This window comes from Rhodocyclus gracilis (assembly GCF_009617575.1).
Lineage (GTDB): Bacteria > Pseudomonadota > Gammaproteobacteria > Burkholderiales > Rhodocyclaceae > Rhodocyclus > Rhodocyclus gracilis.
In genome coordinates this window covers 54,989-77,442 of sequence record NZ_WIXJ01000001.1, presented here as the reverse complement: position 1 = coordinate 77,442, position 22,454 = coordinate 54,989, and the positions used below count along the sequence as shown (strand labels likewise).

Below are 22,454 nucleotides of genomic sequence, written 5' to 3'. Positions count from 1 at the left end.
GCGGCCTCAGATGAGGCCACGCTCGCTCAGTTCGTCTTTCAGCCAGGCGTAAAAGATCGGCGCGGCGACCAGCCCGGCGAGCCCGAAGGCGCTCTCCATCAGCAGCATGGCGGTGAGCAGTTCCCAGGCGCTGGCGCGGATCTGGGCGCCGACGATGCGGGCGTTGAGGAAGTACTCAAGCTTGTGCACGAGGACGAGGAAGGTGAGCGAGGCGACGGCAGCGTGCGGCGAGTGGGCAAGGCTGACGACGACGATGACGGTGTTGGAGACCAGATTGCCGACCACGGGCAGCAAGCCGACGACGAAGGTCAGGACGATCAGTGTCTTGACCAGCGGCAGATGGACGCCGAACAAGGGCAGGATGATGGCCAGATAAAGCGCCGTCAGCGAGGCGTTGATCGCCGAGATGCGTACCTGCGCGAAGACGATGCAGCGAAAGGCGTGCGCCAGTCGTGCCGTGCGCTCGCAAAGCGCGCGGGCCAGCGGCCCGTGCGGTACGTCCGTGCTGCTGGCTTCGCGCAGGGAGACGAGCACGCCGACGATCATACCGATCAGCAGATGGGCGACGAGGTGGCCGGTTTCACGACCGATGCGCTGGACTTCCTCGGCGTGCTGGCGCAACCAGCTCGTCAGTGCCTCGCGCAGTTCCTGCGCGTTGTCTGGCAGGGCGGAGGCGAGCCAGGCGGGGAGCTGTTCACGCGAGGCGTCGATGATGTCGGCCATGCGCGAGAGCAGGGCGGAGAGGCTGCCGCCTTCGCTCTGCAAGAGCGCGGCGATGCCAAAGACGGCGGCAGCGGTCACGCCGCCGATGAGCAGGACGAGCAAGCCGACCGCCACGCCTTTGGCGGTGCCGTTCGAGACGTGGCGCGCGAATACGGGCACCAGCAGCCGGACGACTTCGTACACCAGCAGCCCTGCCAGCAGCGCTGGCAGGAGATGCATGACGAGAAGCAGCAGCATCAGTAACGCGGCGATGATCCAGGCGGCGATGTCGTAGCGCGTCGCCTGGGTCGCGGGGAAGGAGGCGTGAGTCATGGCGTGTTCCTCGGCAATGCGGGCGCACCGGCGAGCCAGCGCGCGGCGCCGCTGCCTGCAACCCGGCCGCTGGCGAAACAGGCGGTGAGCAGATAGCCGCCCGTCGGTGCTTCCCAGTCGAGCATTTCGCCGGCACAGAAAATGCCCGGCAGGGCGCGTAGCATCAGGTGCTCGTCGAGCGCGGAAAAGAGCACGCCGCCGGCACTGCTGATCGCTTCCGCGAGCGGGCGCGGGCTGTGCAGCGTGAGCGGCAGGCACTTGATCGCCGCCGCCAGACGTTCCGGATCGGCCAGCTCTTCGGTGCTGGCGCATTCGCGCAGGAGGGCCGCTTTGACGCCCTTCAGACCCAGCCGTGAGGCGAGATGACTGCCCAGCGAGCGCCGGCCGCGCGGATGGGCTACCTCTGCCCGCACCTCGGCCGCGGTGCGGTCGGGCAGGAGGTCGAGCCACAGCGTCGTGTGCCCCACGGCAGCGATGGTGTCGCGCAAGGCGGCGGCGTGCGCGTAGATGAGTCCGCCTTCAACGCCGTGGGTGGTGACGATGAATTCACCGCGTCGCCAGTTGTCGCCGCGTGTTGCTTCACGGGAGGACGCTGGCGGGCCAGCGGGTGGTGTGTCCGTCGTCGCGGCGGCTTCAATGGGCGAAGCAGCACCGACGCGGACGGCGACGTTCTTGAGCGGTTCGCCAGCGAAGCGTTCGCGAAAGAAGTCGCTCCAGGGGCGTTCAAAGCCGCAGTTGGCGGGTAGCAGGGAGGCTACCGGGATACCGGCAGCGCGTAACCATTCAACCCAGCGTCCATCGGCGCCGAGCATCGGCCAGCTGCCGCCACCGAGCGCCAGCACGGTCGCCGTCGGTTCGATCACGCATTCACCTTCGGGCGTCGCCAGGCGCCAGCGCGGCGCAACGGTGTTGTCAGCACTGTCGCGGACGAGGCCCAGACAACGATGGCGCATATGCAGTTGCACGCCAGCCGCGCGCAGGCGCCGCAACCAGGCGCGCAGAAGCGGCGCCGCTTTCATTCCGACCGGAAAAACGCGCCCGGAGCTGCCGACGAAGGAATCGATCCCCAGGGCGTGCATCCAGTCGCGCAACGCTGTCGGGCCAAACGCGTCGAGCAAGGGGGCGATCTCGGCTTGCCGCGCACCGTAACGGCGGCGGAAATCGAGCTCGTTCTCCGCGTGGGTGATGTTCAGTCCGCCTTTGCCGGCGATCAGCAGCTTGCGCCCAACGGAGGGCAGGGCGTCGTAGAGGTCGACACCGTATCCGGCGAGGGCGAGCGTCTCGGCGGCCATCAGACCGGCCGGGCCTCCGCCGATGACAGCGATATGCCCCGTCTTGATTACGGGCGCGGAGGCGGATGGATGCGCTGATGGATGCGCGGGCGGCGTAGGCGAAACGATGCCGGGCATGATCAAGGCCGCTTAGACATCGACATGCTGTGCCGGCGCCACGGCGTGCTGCGCAAGCCAGTCGAGACCGAGCGCGGGAAGCATGTTTTGCAGACGTTCGGGTTGGGCGCTGGCGAGCAGTTCGAGCTGGCCATCGCCGCGTGCGATCCCTCCGGCACGCCGCACGCATTGCCGCCCGACGGCATCGGCGACATCGACCAGCTGGGCGCGCCCATCGATCAGCGTTTTCAGCGTCGGGGCGAGGAAGGTGTAGTGCGTGCAGCCCAGAACGATGCGGTCGGCCCCGGCGGCGAGCAGCCGTTCGAGGCGCGCGCGGGCTTCGGCGATGAAGGCTGGATCGTTTTGCTGCAGGCTTTCAACGCGGGTGGCCCAGCCAGGACAGGCTTCGACATCCACACGGACTCCGGTCGCGTGCTGCCGGATCAGGCGGGCGAGGCGCTCGCTGCGCGCGGTGGCCGAGGTGGCTAGGACGGCGATGTGCCGATTGAGCGAACTGGCGGCGGCCGGTTTGACGCCCGGTTCGACGCCGACGACCGGAACGCCCGGAAAATGCTCGCGGCAGGCCGTCGCGGCGACGGCCGTGGCCGTATTGCAGGCAACGACGAGCACACGGCAACCGCGATCAACGAGGTGCTGACCAATCGCCAGGGCGCGCGCGCGGATGAAGGCGTCGTCGCGCTCGCCATAGGGCACGTAGGCACTGTCGGCGAAATACGTGAGGTCGGCGCGCGGCAGGGCGCGGGCAATCGCCGCCAGAACGGACAACCCGCCCAGCCCGCTATCAAAGACGCCGATCACGCGCGGACTCGATGGCAGCGCGTGTCGGCGGCAAGCATCAGCGCTGCGCTCAGGCGACGCTGACCGGGATCTTGCCGATTTTTGCCTGCCATGTCCTCGGTCCGGTTTCATGCACCGACTCGCCGTTCGCGTCGACGGCGACGGTGACCGGCATGTCGTTGACCTCAAATTCGTAGATTGCCTCCATGCCGAGATCGGCAAAGGCGAGTACCTTGGCCGAGCGGATGGCGCGCGATACGAGATACGCCGCGCCGCCAACGGCCATCAGATAGGCCGAACGGTGCTTCTTGATCGCCGCGATGGCCGCTGGGCCGCGTTCCGCCTTGCCGACCATGGAGATGAGGCCGGTTTGCGCCAGCATCATCTCGGTGAATTTATCCATGCGCGTTGCCGTCGTCGGGCCGGCCGGGCCGACCGCCTCATCGCGCACCGGATCGACCGGGCCGACGTAGTAGATGACGCGGTTGGTGAAGTCGACCGGCAGCGGCTCGCCGCGCGCCAGCATTTCCTGAATGCGCTTGTGGGCCGCATCGCGGCCGGTCAGCAGGCGACCGTTGAGCAGCAGGGTCTGTCCCGGCCGCCAGGCGGCGACTTCCTCCGGTGTCAGCGTATCGAGATTGACCCGCGTGGCTTTCTCGAGATCCGGCGCCCAGGTCACCTGCGGCCAGTCGGAGAGCGCTGGCGGATCGAGCCGTGCCGGGCCGCTGCCGTCGAGGTGGAAATGCACGTGGCGGGTAGCCGCGCAGTTGGGGATCATCGCTACCGGCAGGCTGGCGGCGTGCGTCGGGTAGTCGAGAATCTTCACATCGAGCACGGTGGTCAGGCCGCCAAGACCTTGCGCGCCAATGCCGAGCGCGTTGACCTTCTCGAAGAGTTCGAGACGCAGTTCCTCGACGCGGCTGAGCTTTTCGCCTTTCTGACTGCGCTCGATCAGCGTGTGGATGTCGACCGGCGCCATCAGCGATTCCTTGGCCAGCAGCATCGCCTTTTCCGGCGTGCCGCCGATGCCGATGCCGAGAATGCCCGGCGGACACCAGCCAGCGCCCATCAGCGGCACGGTCTTGATCACCCAGTCGACGATCGAGTCGGAGGGGTTCAGGGCGACGAACTTGCTTTTGTTTTCGGAGCCACCGCCCTTGGCGGCGCAGATCACTTCGAGGCCATCACCGGCAACGATTTCGACGTGCAGCACGGCCGGCGTGTTGTCTTTCGAGTTCTTGCGGGCGCCGGCCGGGTCGAGCAGCACGGAGGCGCGCAGCGGATTGTCCGGGTGCGTGTAGGCGCGGCGCACGCCTTCATCGACCATTTCCTGAAGCGACAACGTGGCATCCCATCGCACGTTCATGCCGACCTTGAGGAATACGACGCCGATACCGGTGTCCTGACAGATCGGGCGCCGACCTTCCGCACACAGCCGGCTGTTGGTCAGGATCTGGGCGATGGCATCCTTGGCGGCGGGACTTTGTTCGCGCTCGTAAGCTTCGGCGAGAGCGTTCAGATAATCGAGCGGGTGATAGCAGCTGATGTACTGAAAGGCGTCGGCGATGCTATCGATGAAGTCCTGCTGACGAATCACGGTCATGAGCAAATCTCCTGCACGGCGCCCGTCCGGTGCCGCTTGTTTTGAAGAAAGTGAGGGAAGCGCCGCCCGGTGCGCCGACGGTTTATTCGTGGGCTTTCGAGATGGCCAGCGTCTGGTTCATGAGCTTGTCGACCCAGACCATGGCCAGCGCGGAGAGAAGGAAAACGATGTGGATGATGACCTGCCACTTGATCGCGTGCTCGCTCATGTTGGCGGCGTTGATGAAGGTTTTGAGCAGGTGGATCGACGAAATGCCGATGATCGCCGTCGACAGTTTGATCTTGAGGACGCCGGCATTCACGTGCGAGAGCCATTCCGGCTGATCGGGATGCTCGGCAAGGTCAAGGCGCGAGACGAAGGTTTCGTAGCCGCCGATGATGACCATGATCAGGAGGTTGGCGATCATGACGACGTCGATCAGGCCCAAGACGACGAGCATGATCTGCGTCTCGTCGACATTGCCGCTTTCAAAGACGCCTTGGACGAGATGCGAGAGCTCGACCATGAAGAGATACACGTACACCACCTGGGCCACGATCAGGCCGAGGTATAGCGGGGCTTGCAGCCAGCGGCTCCAGAAAATGGCCGATTCGAGAGTGCTTTCGAGCGGTCGTTTGGGCATGGGGAATGGTCAGGTGGTGGGGGTGAAAATCACAAGAACCGTGCAGTTGGCCAATGACGCGGAAAACTGCGCAGCGAGCGCACTTGACGACTCTTGACGGGCGATTTTACATCATTGCTCCGGCCACTGCCCGTCAGGGCGGATGTTGCGCTGCAGCGAAAACGCGTAAGGGCGCTGTAAGATTTGGCGCGTCAAATCGCTCGAAACCGCTCTTTCCGGAGCGAATGCACGGCAAATTCACAGCGCGACGTCCTGCAGGTATGATCGCCTGAGCCGCCCTTGCAGCGCTTGCCCCGCAAGCCCGTCAGCGCGCCAATCGCCGTCCCCAGAAGAATATTATTCAGGAGCCCACGATGTCCCAAGCCGATTCCTTGCAGGTTTTTACGCCCCCCGCCGATTTCGTCAGCCAGGCCACGATTTCCGGCATGGAGGCCTATCGTGCGCTGTGCGCTGAAGCCGAGAAGGATTACGCCGGCTTCTGGGCGCGTCTGGCGCGTGAGCATCTGAGCTGGAAGGTACCTTTCACGTGTGTTCTCGACGAATCGAACGCACCGTTTTTCCGCTGGTTCGACGATGGTGTCCTGAACGTCTCGTACAACTGTCTGGACCGCAACATCGAGGCGGGTCTCGGCGACAAGACGGCCATCATCTTCGAATCCGATGACGGCAGTGTGTCACGCATCAGCTATCGCGAATTGCTCGCCCGTGTTAGCCGCTTTGCCAACGCGCTGAAGGCCTCCGGGGTGCGCAAGGGGGATCGCGTCGTCATCTACCTGCCGATGTCGGTCGAGGGAGTCGTCGCCATGCAGGCGTGTGCCCGGATCGGTGCGACGCATTCGGTCGTTTTCGGCGGCTTCTCGGCGCAGTCCCTGCGCGACCGCATCAACGACGCCGGCGCTGTCTTCCTGATCACGGCTGATGGTCAGTGCCGTGGCGGCAAGGCGCTGCCGCTCAAGCCGATCGCCGACGAAGCGCTGGCGATGGGCGGTTGCGAATCGATCAAGAAGGTCGTCGTCTGGCAGCGTACCGGCGCCGACTGTGCCATGCAGGCCGGGCGTGACGTTTTCTGGGGCGATTTCGTCGCTGGTCAGTCCGACGTCTGCGAACCGGAGTGGGTCGAGGCCGAGCATCCACTCTTCCTGCTCTACACCTCCGGTTCGACCGGCAAGCCGAAGGGCGTGCAGCATTCGACCGGCGGCTACCTGCTGCACGCCGTGCTGACCATGAAGTGGACCTTCGACCTGAAGCCCGACGACGTTTTCTGGTGCACCGCCGACATCGGCTGGGTCACCGGGCACACCTACATCGCCTACGGCCCGCTCGCCTGCGGCGGTACGCAGATCGTCTTCGAAGGGGTGCCGACGTATCCCGATGCCGGGCGTTTCTGGCGGATGGTGCAGGATCACAAGGCATCGATCTTTTATACGGCGCCGACGGCGGTGCGCTCCCTGATCAAGGCGGCCGAGGCGACGCCGACGGTGCACCCGCGCAACTACGATCTGTCGTCGCTGCGTCTGCTCGGCTCGGTGGGCGAGCCGATCAACCCCGCTGCCTGGATGTGGTTCTACGAGAACGTCGGCGGCAGCCGCTGCCCGATCGTCGACACCTTCTGGCAGACCGAGACCGGCGGCCACATGATCACGCCGCTGCCGGGGGTGACGCCGCTGGTGCCCGGTTCGTGCACACTGCCTTTCCCCGGCATTCAGGCGGCGGTTGTCGATGAAACCGGCACCGAGCTCGATTGGGGCAAGGGCGGCATTCTCGTCGTCAAGCGCCCCTGGCCGGCGATGATTCGCACGATCTGGGGCGATCCCGAGCGCTTCAAGCGTTCCTACTACCCCGACGATTTCGCCGGCCAACTGTATCTGGCGGGTGATGGCGCGATGCGCGACGCGCAGACCGGTTACTTCACCATCACCGGCCGTATCGACGACGTCCTCAACGTTTCCGGTCACCGCATGGGTACGATGGAAATCGAGTCGGCGCTCGTCTCGCACCCGCTGGTTGCCGAGGCCGCCGTCGTGGGCCGCCCTGACGACCTGACGGGCGAGGCGATCTGCGCCTTCGTCGTCCTCAAGGGCGTCCGTCCGGAAGGCGATGCGGCGAAGAAAGTCATCAAGGATTTGCAGGATCACGTCGGTAAGGAAATCGGCCCGATCGCCAAGCCGAAGGACATCCGCTTCGGCGAAAACCTGCCGAAGACGCGTTCCGGCAAGATCATGCGCCGCCTGTTGCGTTCGCTGGCCAAGGGAGAAGAGGTGACGCAAGACACCTCGACGCTGGAAAACCCGGCGATCCTCGATCAACTCAAGCGCAACGTCGCCTAAGCACGGGCAGCGATGGCGCCCGTTCTTACGCGGGTGCCGCACAGTTTTGAGGTGGCAGGAGACAGATCGGGTAAGCCGTCACAAGCGGCGAGGCGATCGTGAAAATGGCGAAAAGCGGCGCTCGACGCCGCGCCCGGGCCGGCGGATGCACACCGCCGGCCTGTTCATTTCAATGCGCCGGGCCGGGCGATGAGAGGAGGCGAGGATGAGTAACAGCGCAACGCAGATGCTGGTCGCCGCTGCCCTGGAATTCCTGCGCCGCCATCCGCCCTTCGACCGCATGGAAGCCGAGGCGCTGCACTACCTGGCGGAGCGCCTGAAGCTCGCCTACTACGAAAAAGACGCGCCGATCGCCTCGCCAGAAATGGGCGTCTTGCGCAATTTCTACCTCTTGCAGCGCGGCAAGGTGCTGGTGCGCGGCGCCGGCGAGGTGGGGCTGATCGATTACACGACGATGACGCTCTCTCCCGGGGAGTGTTTTCCCATTGGTGCGGTGACGGCGCAACGCCCGTCGACCAACGTCTACACGGCTCTGGAGGACGTCTTCTGCTACGAGCTGGCGGTGGAGGACTACTTCGCCGTGATGCGCATGAGTCCGGTCTTCAACCTCTTCTGCACGCAGTACATCGCGACGCTGGCCAATCAGTCGCGGCAGCAGCTTCAGCAGGAATTCGCGCAGCGTGCCGCCGAGCAGCAGACGATGAATTCGCCACTCTCGTCGATCATCACCAAGGAAGCCATTTGCGCGAGCCCCGAGACGAGCTTGCGCGAGGTGATCGGCATCATGGCGGCATCGCACATCGGGTCGATCATCGTCGTCGATGCGGAAAGGCGGCCCGCCGGCATCTTCACGCAGTCCGACGTGCTCAAGCGCGTCGTTCTGCCCGGCGTCCCGCTCGAGTCGCCGATTGCCAGCGTGATGTCGCCCGATCCGCATACCTTGCCGATGGCGAGTTCCGCCTACGATGCCGTACTGGCCATGGCCATGCATGGCATCCGCCATGTGCTGGTGATCGACGAAGGCGGGCGGCTCAAGGGCGTTGTCTCCGAGCGCGATCTCTTTGCCTTGCAGCGGGTCGGCCTGCGGCAGATTCGCCAGTCCATCGAGACAGCGCCGGATATCCGCCTGCTTTGTCAGGCGGCCAGCGACGTGCGGCGGCTGGCGCTGAACATGCTGGCGCAAGGCGTTGGCGCGGAGCAGTTGACGCAGTTCATCTCGGCGCTGAACGACACGCTCACCCGGCGCGTCATCCAGCTCAACCTCGACCGACACGATCTCTACGGGATCGACTGGGCCTGGCTATCGTTCGGCTCGGAGGGGCGCGACGAGCAGACCTTCAGCACCGATCAGGATAATGGCCTGATTTTCGTGTGCACCGACATCATGGACCGCGAGCAGACGCAGCTGCGCCTGCTCGATTTTGCCCGCGACATCAATGCCGACCTCGATCGCGTCGGCTTCCCTCTCTGTCCCGGCAAGATCATGGCGGGCAACCCCGAGTGGTGTCTGACCGTTGAGGAGTGGGAAGAGAAATTCCTTGGCTGGGTGCGCACGCCGGAGCCGAAGGCGTTGCTCAACGCGTCGATATTCTTCGATTTTCGCCCGCTCTACGGGCAGTTCCATCTGGCGCACCGCCTGCGTCTGAGTCTGCTCAAGGCAACGCAGGAGAATCGGCTGTTCTTGCGCATGATGGCGCAGAACGCTCTGAGCGTGACGCCGCCGCTCGGCAAGATCCGCGATTTCGTTACCGACGCCGATCCCGCGTTTCATGGCACGATCGACCTCAAGAAATATGGCGCGCGGCTGTTTGTCGACGCCGCCCGTGTTTTCGCCCTGGCGGCCGGCGTCGGCGCGACCAACACCGCGCAGCGCCTGCGCTTGACCGGTGCTGCGCAGAAGGTATCGAGCGATGAGTCGGCGGGGCTCGTCGAGAGCCTGAATTTCATTCAGCTCCTGCGTTTGCGGCACCAGAACTTTGAGCTGGAGCAGGGCCGCGCCGGCAACAACCGGATTGACCCGGACGAGCTCAACGAGCTGGATCGGCGCATTCTGAAAGAGGCCTTCCGTCAGGCGCGCAAGCTGCAACAACGGCTCAAGCTCGATTTTCAGGTGTGACGTGATGTCGTGCGCTTTCTTTCTCGCCGCTTCTCGCTGCGCCTACGCACGGCCTTCGCCGCTGTGCCGGGGAATGCTGTGAAGAACTGGCTGGCGCGTTTGCGCGGGAGCGGCGCAGCGCCTGCGCCGGTGGCATTGTCAGCGGTGCGCGCGCAGACTCTGGCGGACTGGCAGGCGGCGCCGCCACTCGATACGCGTCGCTCGCATTACCGCACGCGCTACGTGGTGGTCGATGTCGAGGCCAGTGGTCTCGACATGAAGCGGGATCGCCTGATTGCCATTGGCGCGGTGGCTGTGGTCAACGGCCGTATCGACCCTGCCGACAGTTTTGAGGTCATCCTGCGCCAGGAGGAGGTCAGTACCTCCGACAACATCCTGATCCACGGCATCGGTGGCTCGGCGCAGCGCGAAGGGACGGAGCCGCCGGATGCCTTGCTCGGCTTTCTGCACTACTGCGGGCACGCGCCGCTGGTCGCTTATCACGCGCTGTTCGACCAGACGATGATCGAGCGTGCCGTGCGCGAGCATCTGGGCGTGCGTCTCGACGCCTGCTGGATTGATCTGGCGTGGGTTTTGCCGGATCTCTTTCGCGAGCGCATCGATGCGCAGGTCATGCTCGATGACTGGCTGGCCTTGTTCGATATCGACAACATCCAGCGGCACAACGCGGTGTCCGACGCGCTGGCGACGGCCATGCTGCTGCAAGCGGCGATGGCGCGAGCGACGGCGCGCGGTGCGAAGACGCCGGCCAGTTTCGTCGATATCGAGAAGGCACGCCGCTGGATGCGGCGTTCCGGCTGAGCCGTTGGTGTTTGCCCATGTCTGATATCTCGCAACGTCTGCGCCGCTATTTCCTCGTGTATACGGGGAGCTTCCTGCTGCTCGTGCTGCTGCTCGGCGTGCTCGAACGCTTCGGCCTGCCACCGCACTGGATCGGCTATTCCTTTCTCTTTCTGACGATCATTCTCTACGCCTCGATTGGCGTCATTGCACGTACTTCGGATGTGTCGGAGTACTACGTCGCCGGCCGGCGCATTCCGGCGCTCTACAACGGCATGGCGACCGGTGCCGACTGGATGAGCGCGGCGTCCTTCATGGGCATGGCCGGAACGCTGTTCCTCTCTGGTTATCAGGGCTTGGCGTACGTCATGGGCTGGACCGGCGGTTATGTGCTGGTCGCCTTGCTGCTGGCACCGTATCTGCGCCGCTTCGGGCAATACACGATCCCCGATTTTCTCGGCGAACGCTATGGCGGCAATGCAGCGCGGCTGGTCGGGGTGGGCGCGACGGTACTGGCGTCGTTCGTCTATGTCGTCGCGCAGATTTACGGCGTCGGCCTGATCACCAGCCGCTTTGTCGGCTTGCAGTTTGAGGTGGGCGTCTTCGTCGGCCTCGCCGGCATCCTCGTCTGCTCGTTTCTCGGTGGCATGCGCGCGGTGACCTGGACGCAGGTAGCGCAGTACGTGATCCTGATCGTCGCGTACATCGTGCCGGTGGCGATGCTGTCGTACAAGGCGACTGGCTTGCCCTTGCCGCAGCTGGTCTATGGCGAGGTGCTGGAGCGGGTCGAGGCGCTGGAGACGACGATTTTCAACGCGCCCGCCGAACTGGAGGTACGCCGCCTGTATCGCGAGCGTGCCGACGCCTTTGCCTCTCGCATCGACCACCTGCCCGAATCGTTGAGCGAAGAACGGCAGCGCCTGTCGGCGGCGATCAGCGAAATGAAAAGCGGCGATGCCAGCATGCGCGACATCGTCGTCGTCGAGCGGCAGCGGCGCGAGTTGCCGCAGACCGCCGCCGAAGCGCGCGATTACTGGGAGGGCTCGATGCGCCAGGCGGCCGAGCGGGGGGCGCCGCCGATTCATCATGCGACTCCGTTTCCGGGCGCGAGCGAAGAGGAGCGCGACACCTCGCGGCTTAATTTCCTCGCCTTGGTGTTTTGCCTGATGGTGGGAACGGCGGCGCTGCCGCATGTGCTGATGCGCTATTACACGACGCCTACCGTGCGTGAGGCGCGCAGCTCGGTGTTCTGGTCGCTGTTTTTCATTCTGCTGCTGTACTTTACGGCGCCAGCGTATGCGGTATTCGCCAAGTACGAGATCTACTCCGGAGTGATCGGCAGCAGCATCAGCGAGTTGCCGGGCTGGATTGCCGCCTGGAGCAAGGTCGGGCTGGTGGCGATCGAGGACATGAACGGCGATGGTCTGCTGCAACTGGCGGAGTTGACGCTCAACCCGGATGTGATCGTGCTGGCGACGCCAGAAATTGCCGGCTTGCCTTACGTGGTGTCGGGGCTGGTGGCGGCGGGTGCGCTGGCGGCGGCGCTGTCGACGGCCGATGGCTTGCTGCTGACGATTGCCGGTGCCTTGTCGCATGACGTGTATTACAAAATCATCCGGCCGGGAGCGACGACGCAGTGGCGCCTGCTGGTGTCGAAAACCATGCTGCTGATCGTCGCCGTGGTCGCCGCGACGGTAGCGGCGCAGAAGCCGGCCAGCATTCTCTTCATGGTTTCCTGGGCGTTCTCGATTGCGGCCGCGGCATTTTTTCCGGCGCTCGTCTGCGGCATTTTCTGGAAGCGCGCGAACCGGGCCGGTGCGGTCAGTGCGATGCTGGTGGGGCTGGCGTTGACGGTGTATTACCTCGTGCGCGTCCAGTTCGATGCCATCCCCTGGCTTGGCATTCACGGTATCGGCATGGCGCCGTGGTTTGGCATCCAGTCGGTATCGGCGGGCGTGTGGGGCGTCGCGGCGGGGTTTGTCACGCTCGTCGTCGTCAGTCTGCTGACTTCGCCGCCGAGCCAGCGGATACAGGATTTCGTCGAGAGCGTGCGTTATCCGCGCACGATGCGTTGAATCAGGGGATGAGATGCGGATAAGGGAGGCAGGCTGATGTCGACGACACGCAACGCACGCTACTGGCGACGCAACATGATCGTCACCGCCATGCTGCTGCTGCTCTGGTTTCTCGTGACCTTTGTCGCGAGCTATTTCGCACGCGAACTTAACGGGGTTACTTTCCTCGGCTTTCCGCTTGGCTTCTACATGGGGGCGCAGGGCGCGCTCGTCGTCTATGTGTTCATCGTCTGGTTCTACGCGTACTACATGAATCGTCTCGACCGCGAGTACGGCGTCGAGGAGGGAGGGGATTGATTCATGCCGGCTGAAGTCCTGCTCGTCAGTATCGTCCGCGCGCTGGTGGAGGTGGCCTTGCTGTCGCTGCTGGCGCAGGGGGTCGTCGGCCTTCTGGCCGGCGCGGCGCGTGGGAGCAATCCGGTGTACCGGCTGTTGTCGATCATCTCGTCGCCGGCTCGCCGTCTGGTGCGCGGCCTTTGTCCGCGCGTCATCCTCGACCGCCATGTACCCTGGCTGACGGCCGCCGTTCTCTTCTGGCTGTGGATTGCTCTGGCGTATGCCAAGCGGCTGATGTGCGCGGCACCGGGCGGCGGCTGTTGACGCGGCAGTCCTGGTGTTGGCAACGCCTGCCTTCTTCTGACAGCTGGCGCGACATTCGCCGTCGCCTGCGTTAGAATCGGCGCGTCGCTCGTCCGCACTCGCGGCGGGCTTTTTTTTGGGCCGACATGCGTATTCTGCTGAGCAACGACGACGGTTATTTCGCTCCGGGGATTGAACATCTGGCCCGGGCGCTCGGCTCTCTGGCCGAGATCACAGTGGTGGCACCGGAGCGCGACCGCAGTGGCGCCAGCAATTCGCTGACGCTCGACAGACCCCTGTCCTTGCGGAAGACGGCCAATGGCTTCTATTACGTGAACGGCACGCCGACCGATTGCGTACACTTGGCCGTCACCGGGATGCTCGACACCCTGCCGGATATGGTGGTTTCCGGCATCAATCACGGCGCCAACATGGGCGACGACACGGTGTATTCGGGGACGGTGGCGGCAGCGACGGAGGGCTTCCTGCTGGGGATTCCCTCGCTGGCGATTTCGCTTGCCAGCCGGCATGGCGTGCATTTCGAAACCGCCGCGCAGGTCGCCCGCGAACTCGTCGAGTCCTTGCTGGCGCGTCCCTTGGGCGAGCCGATGCTGCTCAACGTCAATGTGCCCGACGTGCCCTACGAGCAACTGCAAGGCCGTGCCCTGACGCGGCTTGGCAAACGGCACAAGGCCGAGCCTGTCGTCCGCGCTCAGACGCCGCGCCAGGAGACGGTCTACTGGGTCGGCGCTGCCGGCGCGGCACAGGATTCCGGCGAGGGAACCGATTTCCACGCCGTGGCGAACAATCGGGTCTCGCTGACGCCGTTGCAGATCGATCTGACGCATACCGCACAAATGGGGCGCTGGCAGCGCTGGCTGCAATCATGAGTGTGACCGCCAGCGGTATTGGCATGACCTCCGACCGGACGCGCGCGCGCATGATCGTGCGTCTGCGCGAACGCGGCATCCGCGACGAGGGCGTTCTCGCCGCGCTGGCGGCGGTGCCTCGCCACCTCTTCGTCGAAGAAGCACTGGCCTCGCGCGCCTACGAAGACACCGCGCTGCCGCTTGGGTGTTCGCAAACGATTTCGCAGCCTTACGTCGTGGCGCGCATGATCGAAGCCTTGCGCGCCGGTGGGCGCGAATTGGGGCGGACGCTTGAGGTCGGTGCCGGCTGCGGCTATCAGGCCTCGGTGCTGGCTCAGCTGACCGACGAGGTATATGCCATCGAGCGCATCGCGACGCTGATCGAGAAAGCGCGGCTCAATCTGCGAAAAATCCAGCAGTTCAAGGTCAGACTCAAACACGGTGACGGCCATTTCGGTGTGCCCGAAGCGGCACCCTTCGCGTCGATCATCGTCGCGGCGGCAACACCGCAGATCCCGCCCGTGCTCTTGTCGCAACTCGCGCTGGGCGGCAGAATGATCCTGCCGGTGGGATCCACCGGCCAGCATTTGTCATTGATAGAACGTGGGGCGGAGGGCTTTGTCGAAACGCGCCTGGATGATGTCCGATTCGTTCCGTTACGTTCGGGAGTGGAATGAACGTGCTCACGCATCACCTTCCTAGTCAGCGCCGCTGGCGCCGCACGGTTGGCAGTCTTGCCGTGACGATGCTGGTCGCCGCGTGCGCCAGCCACGCGCCGGCGCCGTATGTCGAGCGCGGCGGATCGACGGCGGTCGCCGCGGCGCCGGCGCCTGCGGTCGTGCCGAAAGATGTTTATGTCGTTAAAAAAGGCGATACGCTCTACGGCATTGCCCTCGATAACGGTCTGGATTACCGCGAACTCGCCAGCTGGAACGGCATCGAGAACCCCAACCTCATCCTCGTCGGTCAGCAACTGCGCGTGAAAGCGCCGGGCACGGCCGATAGCGATGTCGCCGTGGCCAAGCCGGTCGTGCTGACGCAAAGCGTCGAGAAGCGCTCGCTCGACGGGAATTCAGATACCCTCAAGCGCGGGCCGAAGGGCGGCAAGGAGCCGTATTCCGAGCAGGCGCTGGCGGCAGCCAAATCGACCCCGGCCGCGACACCGAAGACGGCTGATCCGGCACCGGCGGCTGCACCCGCAGCGACTGCGGTAGCCAAGGCCGAGGCCAAGACGGAGGCCAAGACGGAGGCCAAGCCCGACAGCAAGACGGACGCCGCCGGCCCGGATGAAATCAGCTGGCAGTGGCCGGCCACAGGCAAGACGATCGGCACCTTCAGCGAGGCCGCCAACAAGGGCGTCGATATCGCGGGCAAAGCGGGTGACGCCATTCTGGCCGCTGGCGACGGTAAGGTCGTCTATAGCGGCTCGGGCTTGCGCGGCTACGGCAAGCTGGTGATCATCAAGCACAATGGCACCTACCTCTCGGCGTATGCCCACAACCGCGCCATCCTCGTCAAGGAAGGGCAGGCGGTCAAGAAAGGGCAGAAGATCGCCGAGATGGGCGATTCCGACGCCGATCAGGTCAAGTTGCACTTTGAAATCCGGCGGCAGGGCAAGCCGATCGATCCGTTGAAATACTTGCCGCCACGCTGACCATGAGCGCCGATCGCGACTCCGCCGAAGAAGAAATTCCTCCGCCGGAGTCGCTCGACGCTGACATTGCCGCATCTCCCGATGATGCGTTCGCTGACGATCTCGTGATGCCCGCCCCCGTGGCGGAGGGGCTTGCCGCCTTGTCGGGCGCGGAAGTCGAGTTGATCAACGACGTCACGCTGATTTACCTCAACGAGATCGGTGCGCGCCCCTTGTTGTCAGCGAGTGAAGAGCTGGCCTGCGCGCGTCAGGCGCGGGCCAGCGACTTTGCGGCGCGCCAGATGATGATCGAGCGCAATCTGCGGCTCGTCGCCAATATCGCCAAACGCTACAGCGAACGGGGTTTGCCTCTTCTCGACCTCATCGAGGAGGGCAATCTTGGCCTCATCCACGCCATCGAGAAATTCGAGCCCGATCTCGGCTACCGTTTCTCCACCTACGCGACCTGGTGGATTCGGCAGAGCATCGAGCGGGCGATCATGAACCAGTCGCGCACTATCCGCCTGCCGGTACACGTGGTGAAAGAGATCAACGCCGTCCTGCGCGCCGTGCGGCGTCTCGAAGCGGAATACGGGCGCGATATCGGCGTCGAGCGCATCGCCACGATGATTGGTCGCTCCGAGGCGGATGTGAGGCGCGCGTTGTTGCAGAACGAGCATGTCGCCTCGCTCGATACGCCGCTTGATAACGACAGCGAGCGCAGCGTGGTCGATGCCGTGGCGGATGAGGGTACGCCCGACCCGGAAGAGGTGCTGCGCTCGGCCGAGGTCGGGGAACTGCTCGAACGCTGGGTGACGCAACTCGACGCGCGCCAGCGCCGCGTCATCGAACGTCGCTATGGCCTCAACGGCACTGAAGTTTGCACGCTCGAAGCCATCGCCGCCGATGAGCAGCTCACGCGCGAGCGCGTGCGGCAGATTCAGATCGAGGCGCTCGGCCAGTTGCGCCAGATGATCGACAGCGCCGGCCTCGATTCCGACAGTCTGCTTTAAATCGGGCGCACTTGCCGTCGCCGCGAAATCGGCAGGCTCGGCGGATTCGGCCGATTCGGCGAGAGCAACCGACTCAGCGGGCGGTGCCGGGGTCGGCGCGCTGTGCGTCTTCGGCGCGTTCCGTGCGCAACGCTTCGGCGAGTTGATACACCGCCATGGCATAAAAGCTGGAGCGGTTGTAGCGGCTGATGACCCAGAAGTTTTCGAATCCCACCCAGTATTCGGTCTCAGCGTCGGGGCTGACGAGATCGATCAGTGCTGCCGGTCGCGTGCTGTCGGCGTTCGTGGTGACGCCTGCTCGCGCCAGTTCGGCGACGCTGCGTGAGGGTTTGAGTCCGGCGGCGAGCAGAGGTGTCGGATCGCCGCTGACGCGCGCCGGCGCGGCAACGGGTGCGTAGCGCTGCCAGCCGTGATTGGCGAGGAAGCGTGCAACGCTGCCAATGGCGTCGGCACGGCTGTGCGCGAGATCGATGCGGCCGTCTCCGTCGTAGTCGAGCGCATGGCGCCGGACGCTGCTTGGCATGAATTGCGGAATGCCAATGGCGCCGGCGTACGAGCCTTGCTGCGCGAGCACTGGCGCGCCGGCGTCACGGCTCATCAAGAGGAAGGCTTCCAGCTCATCGCGGAAAAACTCGCTGCGCGCGGGATAGTGAAAGGCGAGCGTCGCCAGCGCTTCAAACACGCCGAAACGCCCGGTGTTGGCGCCATATTCGGTTTCGACGCCGATGATCGCGCAGACGATTTCCGCCGGTACGCCGAATTCCGCTTCGGCGCGGCGCAGGGTATCGGCGTTGTCGCGCCAGAAACGCAGGCCGTTGCGCGTGCGTCGCTCATTGACGAAACGCGCGCGGTAGCGCTCCCACGAGCGCTGCTGTTCCGGGGCTGCCGCCGGAGCGATGGCGCGCAAGACCTGCGCATTCGGGCTGATCGATGCGAAATAACGACGCAATGTGTCGCCGTCGAAACCATGCCGCGCCTGCATGTCGGCAATGAAGCTCGTCACTTCCTCGTCGGCACCGAAGGGGGCGCTGCTGGCGTGCGCTGCGGCGCCACGGTGGGTGTGCGTCGCCGGAAGCGCAGTATGGTTATGGGCCTTGCTGGTGGTTGCGGCGGCGTGGGCGTGGGGGTGGCCCGACGTTTCGGCGTGGGCGTGGGCGAGAGAGGCGATGGCCGCGCAGAGGAGCGGCAGCAGCAGGCGAAACGGTTTCAAGCAGCGATCTCCGCGATACGGGGAAGAAAGGGCGGCGGCGCGTCTGCTTGAGTGACGCGGCGCAGGCAAGGCACCAACGGTGCGCTTGCTGCAATCATCAAGCCGCGCAGGGTACTGGCGGCCGGGGTTGTGGGTCAAGCGGCGGGCGCGGCGGTTCTGTAACGGGGGCGCTGGCCAATGCCCGATGACAGTGCCTTGTTCGGTGCGCAATATTGGGTTGATAATGGCCCCCGGATTGACGCGGCATGGCGTTTGTCGCGTTCTCCTTCCGTGCTTCTCTTGCCGGACGCCAAGGCCGGCGATTAACCCCGATTGCCCCGGAAAGGTCTGCGTGACCAGTACCGCATTCATTACCCATCGCGATTGCCATTTGCACGATATGGGGTCGTACCATCCCGAGTCGCCGGCACGGCTGAGTGCAATCAATGACCATTTGATTGCCCAGGGGCTCGAAGCGTATTTCCTGCATCACGACGCGCCTCTGGCAACGCTGGAGCAGCTCGCGCGCGTGCATCCTCTCGCGTATATCGAGCAACTCCGGCAGCGCATGCCGGAGCACGGCATTGTCCATCTTGATCCTGACACGGCGCTCTGTCCTCACACTTGGCAGGCCGCCTTGCGTTCGGCGGGTGCCGGGATACTGGCCGTCGATCTGGTGATGGCCGGCGAGGTGGAAAACGCCTTCTGTTCGGTGCGCCCGCCGGGACATCACGCCGAGCGCGAGCAGGCGATGGGCTTTTGCTTCTTCAACAACATCGCCGTCGCGGCGGCGCATGCGCTGGAGGCGCATGGCCTCTCGCGCGTGGCGATCATCGATTTCGATGTGCACCACGGCAACGGGACGGAAGACGCCTTCCGCAACGACCCCCGCGTGCTGATGGCGAGCATCTTCCAGCATCCGTTTTTCCCCTATAGCGGTGCCGACTCGGCCTCGCCCAACATGCTCAACGTGCCGTTGGCCGCCGGCGCCGATAGCGAGCAGTTCCGGCGTGTCGTCAGCGAGGTCTGGTTGCCGCGTTTGCGCGAATTCCAGCCTGAAATGCTCTTCATTTCGGCGGGTTTCGACGCGCATCACGAGGACGAAATGGGTAATCTGCGCCTGACCGAGAAAGACTACGCGTGGGTGACCGACGTCCTGCGCGAGTTCGCCGCCGAGACGGCGCAAGGGCGTATTGTGTCGACGCTCGAAGGCGGCTATTCGCTCTCGGCGCTGGCGCGCAGCGTGACGGCACATCTGCGCGCATTGGCTGAGCTGTGAGTTCTGCCGCCTTGACGCCCCGTTTGCGTGCGGCCGTTTTCATAGGCATGCACAGCACCTTCAGTTAGAATTCCCCGCTTGTTTTTTCATGACGGATTTCGCTTCCATGATTACCGGATCGATCGTTGCGATAGTTACCCCGATGCACGCCGATGGCAGTCTTGACCTTGAGGGTTTGCGCCGCTTGGTCGACTTTCATGTCGAGGAAGGTACCGATGCCATCGTTATCGTCGGCACCACCGGCGAATCGCCGACGGTCAATGTCGACGAACACTGCGAACTGATTCGCGTCACCGTCGAACAGGCCGCTGGCCGCATCCCGGTGATTGCGGGCGCTGGTGCCAATTCCACCGCCGAAGCCATTGCCCTGACGCGCTTTGCCAAGGAGGCTGGTGCCTCGGCCGCGTTGTCGGTCACGCCGTATTACAACAAGCCGACGCAAGAAGGTCTGTATCAGCACTTCAAGGCCATCGCCGAAGCGGTCGATCTGCCGATCATTCTCTACAACGTTCCCGGTCGCACCGTGGCCGATCTCGCCAACGACACCGTGCTGCGTCTGGCGGAGATTCCGAACATCGTCGGCATCAAGGATGCTACGGGCAACGTCGAACGCGGCCTCGATCTTCTTGCCCGTGTCCCCGCCGATTTCGCGGTGTATAGCGGTGACGACGTCAGCGCCTGCGCCTTGATGCTGATGGGCGCCAAGGGTGACATTTCCGTCGTCGCCAACGTGGCGCCGCGCCTCATGCACGAGATGTGCGCCGCCGCGCTCTCTGGAGATGTCGCTACCGCTCGTGCCATCAATTTCCGTTTGCTGGGGTTGCACCGGAAGCTCTTTTGCGAGGCCAACCCGATTCCCGTCAAGTGGGCCTGCCAGCAGCTTGGCCTGATCGGCGAAGGCATCCGTCTGCCGTTGTTGCCCTTGTCCCCTGATAATCATGAACGTGTTCGCGCAGCCTTGCGCCAGGCAGGAGTCCTTGCATGAAGCGTCGTAACGCCCGTTTGTCCTCTGCGTCGATTACCTCGCGGCTGACTGTCGCCGCCGTCGCCGTGGCTGTCGCTGGATGCGGTGGGAATCTCTTCGAGTCGAAGAAGATCGACTACAAATCCTCCGCCAACGCCAAGGCGCCGACGCTGGAAGTCCCGCCGGATTTGGTCGCACCGACGCGTGACGACCGTTTCTCGGTGCCGGATGTCGCCGGCAAGGGAGGGGCAACCTTCTCGGCCTACACCGCCGAGCGTTCGCCGCAAGCGCGGGCGCAGCAGCAAAGCGATGTGCTGCCGACGGTCGACAAGACGCGCATCGAACGCGCCGGCACGCAACGCTGGCTGGTCGTCGCCGGTTCGCCCGACAAGGTCTGGGATACGGTCAAGGATTTCTGGCAGGAAATGGGCTTCGTCGTCGCCGTCGAAGTGCCGGAAGCGGGCGTGCTCGAAACCGACTGGGCCGAGAACCGCGCCAAGATTCCGCAAGACATGCTGCGCAATCTACTGGGCAAGGTACTCGATTCGCTGTACTCGACGCCCGAACGCGACAAATTCCGCACGCGTCTCGAGCCGGGCAGCGAGCCCGGTACGACGGACGTTTTCATCAGCCACCGCGGCATGTATGAAGTCTACGTTACCGAAGGCAAGGACCAGACGCGTTGGCAGCCGCGTCCGGCCGACCCCGAACTCGAGGCTGAAATGTTGCGCCGCCTGATGGTCCGCTTCGGTACGGACGAGAAGAAAGCGGCCGCTGCCGTGGCGGCGTCGCAAGAAAAGCTCGTCGAAAAGGCCAAGCTCGCGCGCGGCAACGACGGCATTGGCAGCGTTCAAGTGGACGAGTCCTTCGACCGCGCCTGGCGCCGCCTCGGTCTGGCGCTCGATCGGGTGGGCTTCACTGTCGAGGACCGCGACCGCTCCAAGGGGTTGTATTTCGTTCGCTACGTCGATCCGGATGTCGACAACCAGAAGAAAGAGGACGGCTTCCTGTCGAAGCTGGCGTTCTGGAAGGGCAAGCCGACCGACGCCGATCCGCAGACGCAATACCGTGTTTACCTGCGTGATGATGGCGCCGTGTCGACCGTGCAGGTGTTGTCGCGTGAAGGCGGTGTTGATCGTTCGGATACGGCGCGCAAGATTCTGTCGTTGCTGTACGAGCAACTCAAGTAAGGCGCTCTGCCCGGAGCGCTGCACATTTCGCCGCTGCACCGGCCAGAATCGAAAAAGCCCGACATGTGTCGGGCTTTTTTTCGTCCGTTCGGCAGGTTCGGAGGGCGAGGGCGGCGAAGGAGACAGGTGCTCAGTACGGCGTGATCTGCCCGCTGCCGACGCGGACGCGGTCGCCGCGACGCCAGGGCGGAGCTTCGTCATCGCTGAAAGTGCGGAGAGTGCCGTCATCCATGCGGAGGGTCGTCTGATATTCGCGCTCACCGCGTAGAGTGCGTTCGCTCTCGTTGCCGGCAAAGGCGCCGCCGATCGCGCCGACCACCGTCGCCAGTTCGCGGCCATGGCCGTTGCCGATCTGATGGCCGACAACGCCGCCAATGACGCCGCCCGTAACGGCGCCAAGACCAGTGGCCTGGGCTTGGTGGCGAATTTCACGCACGCTTTCGACCACGCCGCAGTCGCGGCAGACGGGGGCGCGATAGAGCGGTGCCGGCGCCGATTCGATCATGTAGGCGCCTTGCTCGTTGGCGCGGTATTGCACCTGCGCCGGCCGCGCGGGCGCGACGGGAGGGAAGTCCTCATCTGCATCGCGGGCGTGCCGAGGCTTGTGTGCGGCGGGCGGGGCGGTTTTGGTGGGGGCAGGGTTGGCGCTCGGCCCGGGCGCGGGGGCGGCGGCGACAATTGGGGCGGCGGGGGGGACGGGCGTTTCACTCGCGGCGGGAGCGGCCGACGGGGGCGCCGGCGTCGTTACGGTGCTGGGGGCGTTCGCTGCAACAACGGTCGTGCTGGTGTTCGCCGGCAGCCAGCCGGCGAAATGCGCGGTGGCGGCGAGGCTGGCGGCGGTAACGGCGACGGCGGCGACCAGAATCAGTGGGTGCGGGCGGTTGAGTGCCGTCGCTTTGCTGTGATCGGTGTCAGGATTCATGGCGCGGACTTTCCGGGTTAGGCAGGTACATGGTTAACGTCTGGTGCCGGCCTGGGCTGACGCCGGTGCAGT

The 22,454-nt window shown here is 64.7% G+C and carries 20 protein-coding genes; 13 read left to right on the top strand and 7 right to left on the bottom strand.

Annotated elements, in window-relative coordinates; all coding sequences use genetic code 11:
* Positions 1-6 precede the first annotated feature (6 nt).
* The 5 genes from GHK24_RS00405 to GHK24_RS00385 form a co-directional block, all read right to left on the bottom strand.
* Positions 7-1,035 (bottom strand): AI-2E family transporter, encoded by a 1,029-nt coding sequence (locus GHK24_RS00405; RefSeq protein ID WP_153467298.1) that lies wholly within the window; start codon positions 1,033-1,035, stop codon positions 7-9.
* Positions 1,032-2,375 carry a TIGR03862 family flavoprotein gene (locus GHK24_RS00400; protein ID WP_340666082.1) on the bottom strand — a complete coding sequence of 448 codons (1,344 nt, stop codon included), beginning with the start codon at positions 2,373-2,375 and terminating at the stop codon, positions 1,032-1,034. Before GHK24_RS00400 ends, GHK24_RS00405 begins: the two co-directional genes overlap by 4 nt.
* An 81-nt stretch (positions 2,376-2,456) precedes the next feature.
* Positions 2,457-3,242: a glutamate racemase gene (gene murI, locus GHK24_RS00395; RefSeq protein WP_340666063.1), complete on the bottom strand. Its 786-nt coding sequence runs from the start codon at positions 3,240-3,242 to the stop codon at positions 2,457-2,459.
* A 49-nt stretch (positions 3,243-3,291) separates the two neighbouring features.
* On the bottom strand, positions 3,292-4,824 hold the full coding sequence (locus GHK24_RS00390) for a fumarate hydratase (RefSeq protein ID WP_153467290.1): 1,533 nt from the start codon (positions 4,822-4,824) through the stop codon (positions 3,292-3,294).
* An 82-nt stretch (positions 4,825-4,906) separates the two neighbouring features.
* A complete protein-coding gene (locus tag GHK24_RS00385; RefSeq protein WP_153467287.1) occupies positions 4,907-5,446 on the bottom strand; it encodes a TIGR00645 family protein in 540 nt (179 codons plus the stop codon).
* A gap of 353 nt (positions 5,447-5,799) precedes the next feature.
* On the opposite strand from GHK24_RS00385, the gene acs reads away from it, so the two are divergent.
* The 10 genes from acs to rpoS all read left to right on the top strand — a co-directional run bounded on the left by acs (position 5,800) and on the right by rpoS (position 16,838).
* Entirely contained in the window at positions 5,800-7,773 is a 1,974-nt protein-coding gene (acs, locus tag GHK24_RS00380) for an acetate--CoA ligase (protein WP_153467284.1), read from the top strand.
* Positions 7,774-7,978: 205 nt separating this feature from the next.
* Entirely contained in the window at positions 7,979-9,889 is a 1,911-nt protein-coding gene (locus GHK24_RS00375) for a DUF294 nucleotidyltransferase-like domain-containing protein (protein ID WP_153467281.1), read from the top strand.
* Between the two features lie 9 nt (positions 9,890-9,898).
* The gene (locus GHK24_RS00370; protein ID WP_340666062.1) at positions 9,899-10,690 is read left to right on the top strand and encodes a 3'-5' exonuclease; all 792 of its coding nucleotides are present in this window, start codon (positions 9,899-9,901) and stop codon (positions 10,688-10,690) included.
* 17 nt (positions 10,691-10,707) lie between these two features.
* A complete protein-coding gene (locus GHK24_RS00365; RefSeq protein WP_153467278.1) occupies positions 10,708-12,744 on the top strand; it encodes a sodium:solute symporter family protein in 2,037 nt (678 codons plus the stop codon).
* 36 nt (positions 12,745-12,780) lie between these two features.
* Complete coding sequence (locus GHK24_RS00360; protein ID WP_228384465.1) at positions 12,781-13,041, top strand: DUF4212 domain-containing protein; 261 nt, start codon at positions 12,781-12,783, stop codon at positions 13,039-13,041.
* A gap of 3 nt (positions 13,042-13,044) precedes the next feature.
* Positions 13,045-13,344: a hypothetical protein gene (locus GHK24_RS00355; RefSeq protein WP_153467272.1), complete on the top strand. Its 300-nt coding sequence runs from the start codon at positions 13,045-13,047 to the stop codon at positions 13,342-13,344.
* Between the two features lie 125 nt (positions 13,345-13,469).
* The gene (gene surE, locus GHK24_RS00350) at positions 13,470-14,213 is read left to right on the top strand and encodes a 5'/3'-nucleotidase SurE (RefSeq protein WP_153467269.1); all 744 of its coding nucleotides are present in this window, start codon (positions 13,470-13,472) and stop codon (positions 14,211-14,213) included.
* Positions 14,210-14,869 (top strand): protein-L-isoaspartate(D-aspartate) O-methyltransferase, encoded by a 660-nt coding sequence (locus tag GHK24_RS00345; RefSeq protein WP_153467266.1) that lies wholly within the window; start codon positions 14,210-14,212, stop codon positions 14,867-14,869. Before surE ends, GHK24_RS00345 begins: the two co-directional genes overlap by 4 nt.
* Entirely contained in the window at positions 14,866-15,846 is a 981-nt protein-coding gene (locus GHK24_RS00340) for a peptidoglycan DD-metalloendopeptidase family protein (protein ID WP_153467263.1), read from the top strand. The genes GHK24_RS00345 and GHK24_RS00340 overlap by 4 nt, the downstream gene beginning before the upstream one ends.
* 2 nt (positions 15,847-15,848) lie before the next feature.
* Entirely contained in the window at positions 15,849-16,838 is a 990-nt protein-coding gene (gene rpoS / locus GHK24_RS00335; protein WP_153467260.1) for an RNA polymerase sigma factor RpoS, read from the top strand.
* Positions 16,839-16,911: 73 nt separating this feature from the next.
* Here rpoS and mltB read toward each other — a convergent pair whose 3' ends face one another.
* Entirely contained in the window at positions 16,912-18,048 is a 1,137-nt protein-coding gene (gene mltB / locus GHK24_RS00330; protein ID WP_228384464.1) for a lytic murein transglycosylase B, read from the bottom strand.
* 331 nt (positions 18,049-18,379) lie between these two features.
* Between mltB and GHK24_RS00325 the strand changes: the two genes are divergently transcribed.
* The 3 genes from GHK24_RS00325 to bamC all read left to right on the top strand — a co-directional run bounded on the left by GHK24_RS00325 (position 18,380) and on the right by bamC (position 21,460).
* Entirely contained in the window at positions 18,380-19,306 is a 927-nt protein-coding gene (locus GHK24_RS00325; RefSeq protein ID WP_340666061.1) for a histone deacetylase family protein, read from the top strand.
* A 106-nt stretch (positions 19,307-19,412) separates the two neighbouring features.
* Positions 19,413-20,291: a 4-hydroxy-tetrahydrodipicolinate synthase gene (dapA, locus tag GHK24_RS00320; RefSeq protein ID WP_153467254.1), complete on the top strand. Its 879-nt coding sequence runs from the start codon at positions 19,413-19,415 to the stop codon at positions 20,289-20,291.
* Positions 20,288-21,460: an outer membrane protein assembly factor BamC gene (bamC, locus tag GHK24_RS00315; RefSeq protein ID WP_153467251.1), complete on the top strand. Its 1,173-nt coding sequence runs from the start codon at positions 20,288-20,290 to the stop codon at positions 21,458-21,460. The genes dapA and bamC overlap by 4 nt, the downstream gene beginning before the upstream one ends.
* Before the next feature lie 130 nt (positions 21,461-21,590).
* On the opposite strand, the gene GHK24_RS00310 is transcribed toward bamC, so the two are convergent.
* Positions 21,591-22,382 (bottom strand): outer membrane lipoprotein, encoded by a 792-nt coding sequence (locus tag GHK24_RS00310; RefSeq protein WP_153467248.1) that lies wholly within the window; start codon positions 22,380-22,382, stop codon positions 21,591-21,593.
* Between the last annotated feature and the right edge of the window lie 72 nt (positions 22,383-22,454).

Bases quoted from the DNA above. Each gene is read 5' to 3' on its own strand.
- rpoS (WP_153467260.1), top strand. From the start codon at position 15,849: ATGAGCGCCGATCGCGACTCCGCCGAAGAAGAAATTCCTCCGCCGGAG.
- GHK24_RS00385 (WP_153467287.1), bottom strand. From the start codon at position 5,446: ATGCCCAAACGACCGCTCGAAAGCACTCTCGAATCGGCCATTTTCTGG.
- dapA (WP_153467254.1), top strand. From the start codon at position 19,413: ATGATTACCGGATCGATCGTTGCGATAGTTACCCCGATGCACGCCGAT.
- bamC (WP_153467251.1), top strand. From the start codon at position 20,288: ATGAAGCGTCGTAACGCCCGTTTGTCCTCTGCGTCGATTACCTCGCGG.
- GHK24_RS00375 (WP_153467281.1), top strand. From the start codon at position 7,979: ATGAGTAACAGCGCAACGCAGATGCTGGTCGCCGCTGCCCTGGAATTC.
- GHK24_RS00310 (WP_153467248.1), bottom strand. From the start codon at position 22,382: ATGAATCCTGACACCGATCACAGCAAAGCGACGGCACTCAACCGCCCG.
- GHK24_RS00405 (WP_153467298.1), bottom strand. From the start codon at position 1,035: ATGACTCACGCCTCCTTCCCCGCGACCCAGGCGACGCGCTACGACATC.
- surE (WP_153467269.1), top strand. From the start codon at position 13,470: ATGCGTATTCTGCTGAGCAACGACGACGGTTATTTCGCTCCGGGGATT.
- GHK24_RS00355 (WP_153467272.1), top strand. From the start codon at position 13,045: ATGCCGGCTGAAGTCCTGCTCGTCAGTATCGTCCGCGCGCTGGTGGAG.
- GHK24_RS00365 (WP_153467278.1), top strand. From the start codon at position 10,708: ATGTCTGATATCTCGCAACGTCTGCGCCGCTATTTCCTCGTGTATACG.
- GHK24_RS00345 (WP_153467266.1), top strand. From the start codon at position 14,210: ATGAGTGTGACCGCCAGCGGTATTGGCATGACCTCCGACCGGACGCGC.
- GHK24_RS00340 (WP_153467263.1), top strand. From the start codon at position 14,866: ATGAACGTGCTCACGCATCACCTTCCTAGTCAGCGCCGCTGGCGCCGC.
- GHK24_RS00390 (WP_153467290.1), bottom strand. From the start codon at position 4,824: ATGACCGTGATTCGTCAGCAGGACTTCATCGATAGCATCGCCGACGCC.
- GHK24_RS00360 (WP_228384465.1), top strand. From the start codon at position 12,781: ATGTCGACGACACGCAACGCACGCTACTGGCGACGCAACATGATCGTC.
- acs (WP_153467284.1), top strand. From the start codon at position 5,800: ATGTCCCAAGCCGATTCCTTGCAGGTTTTTACGCCCCCCGCCGATTTC.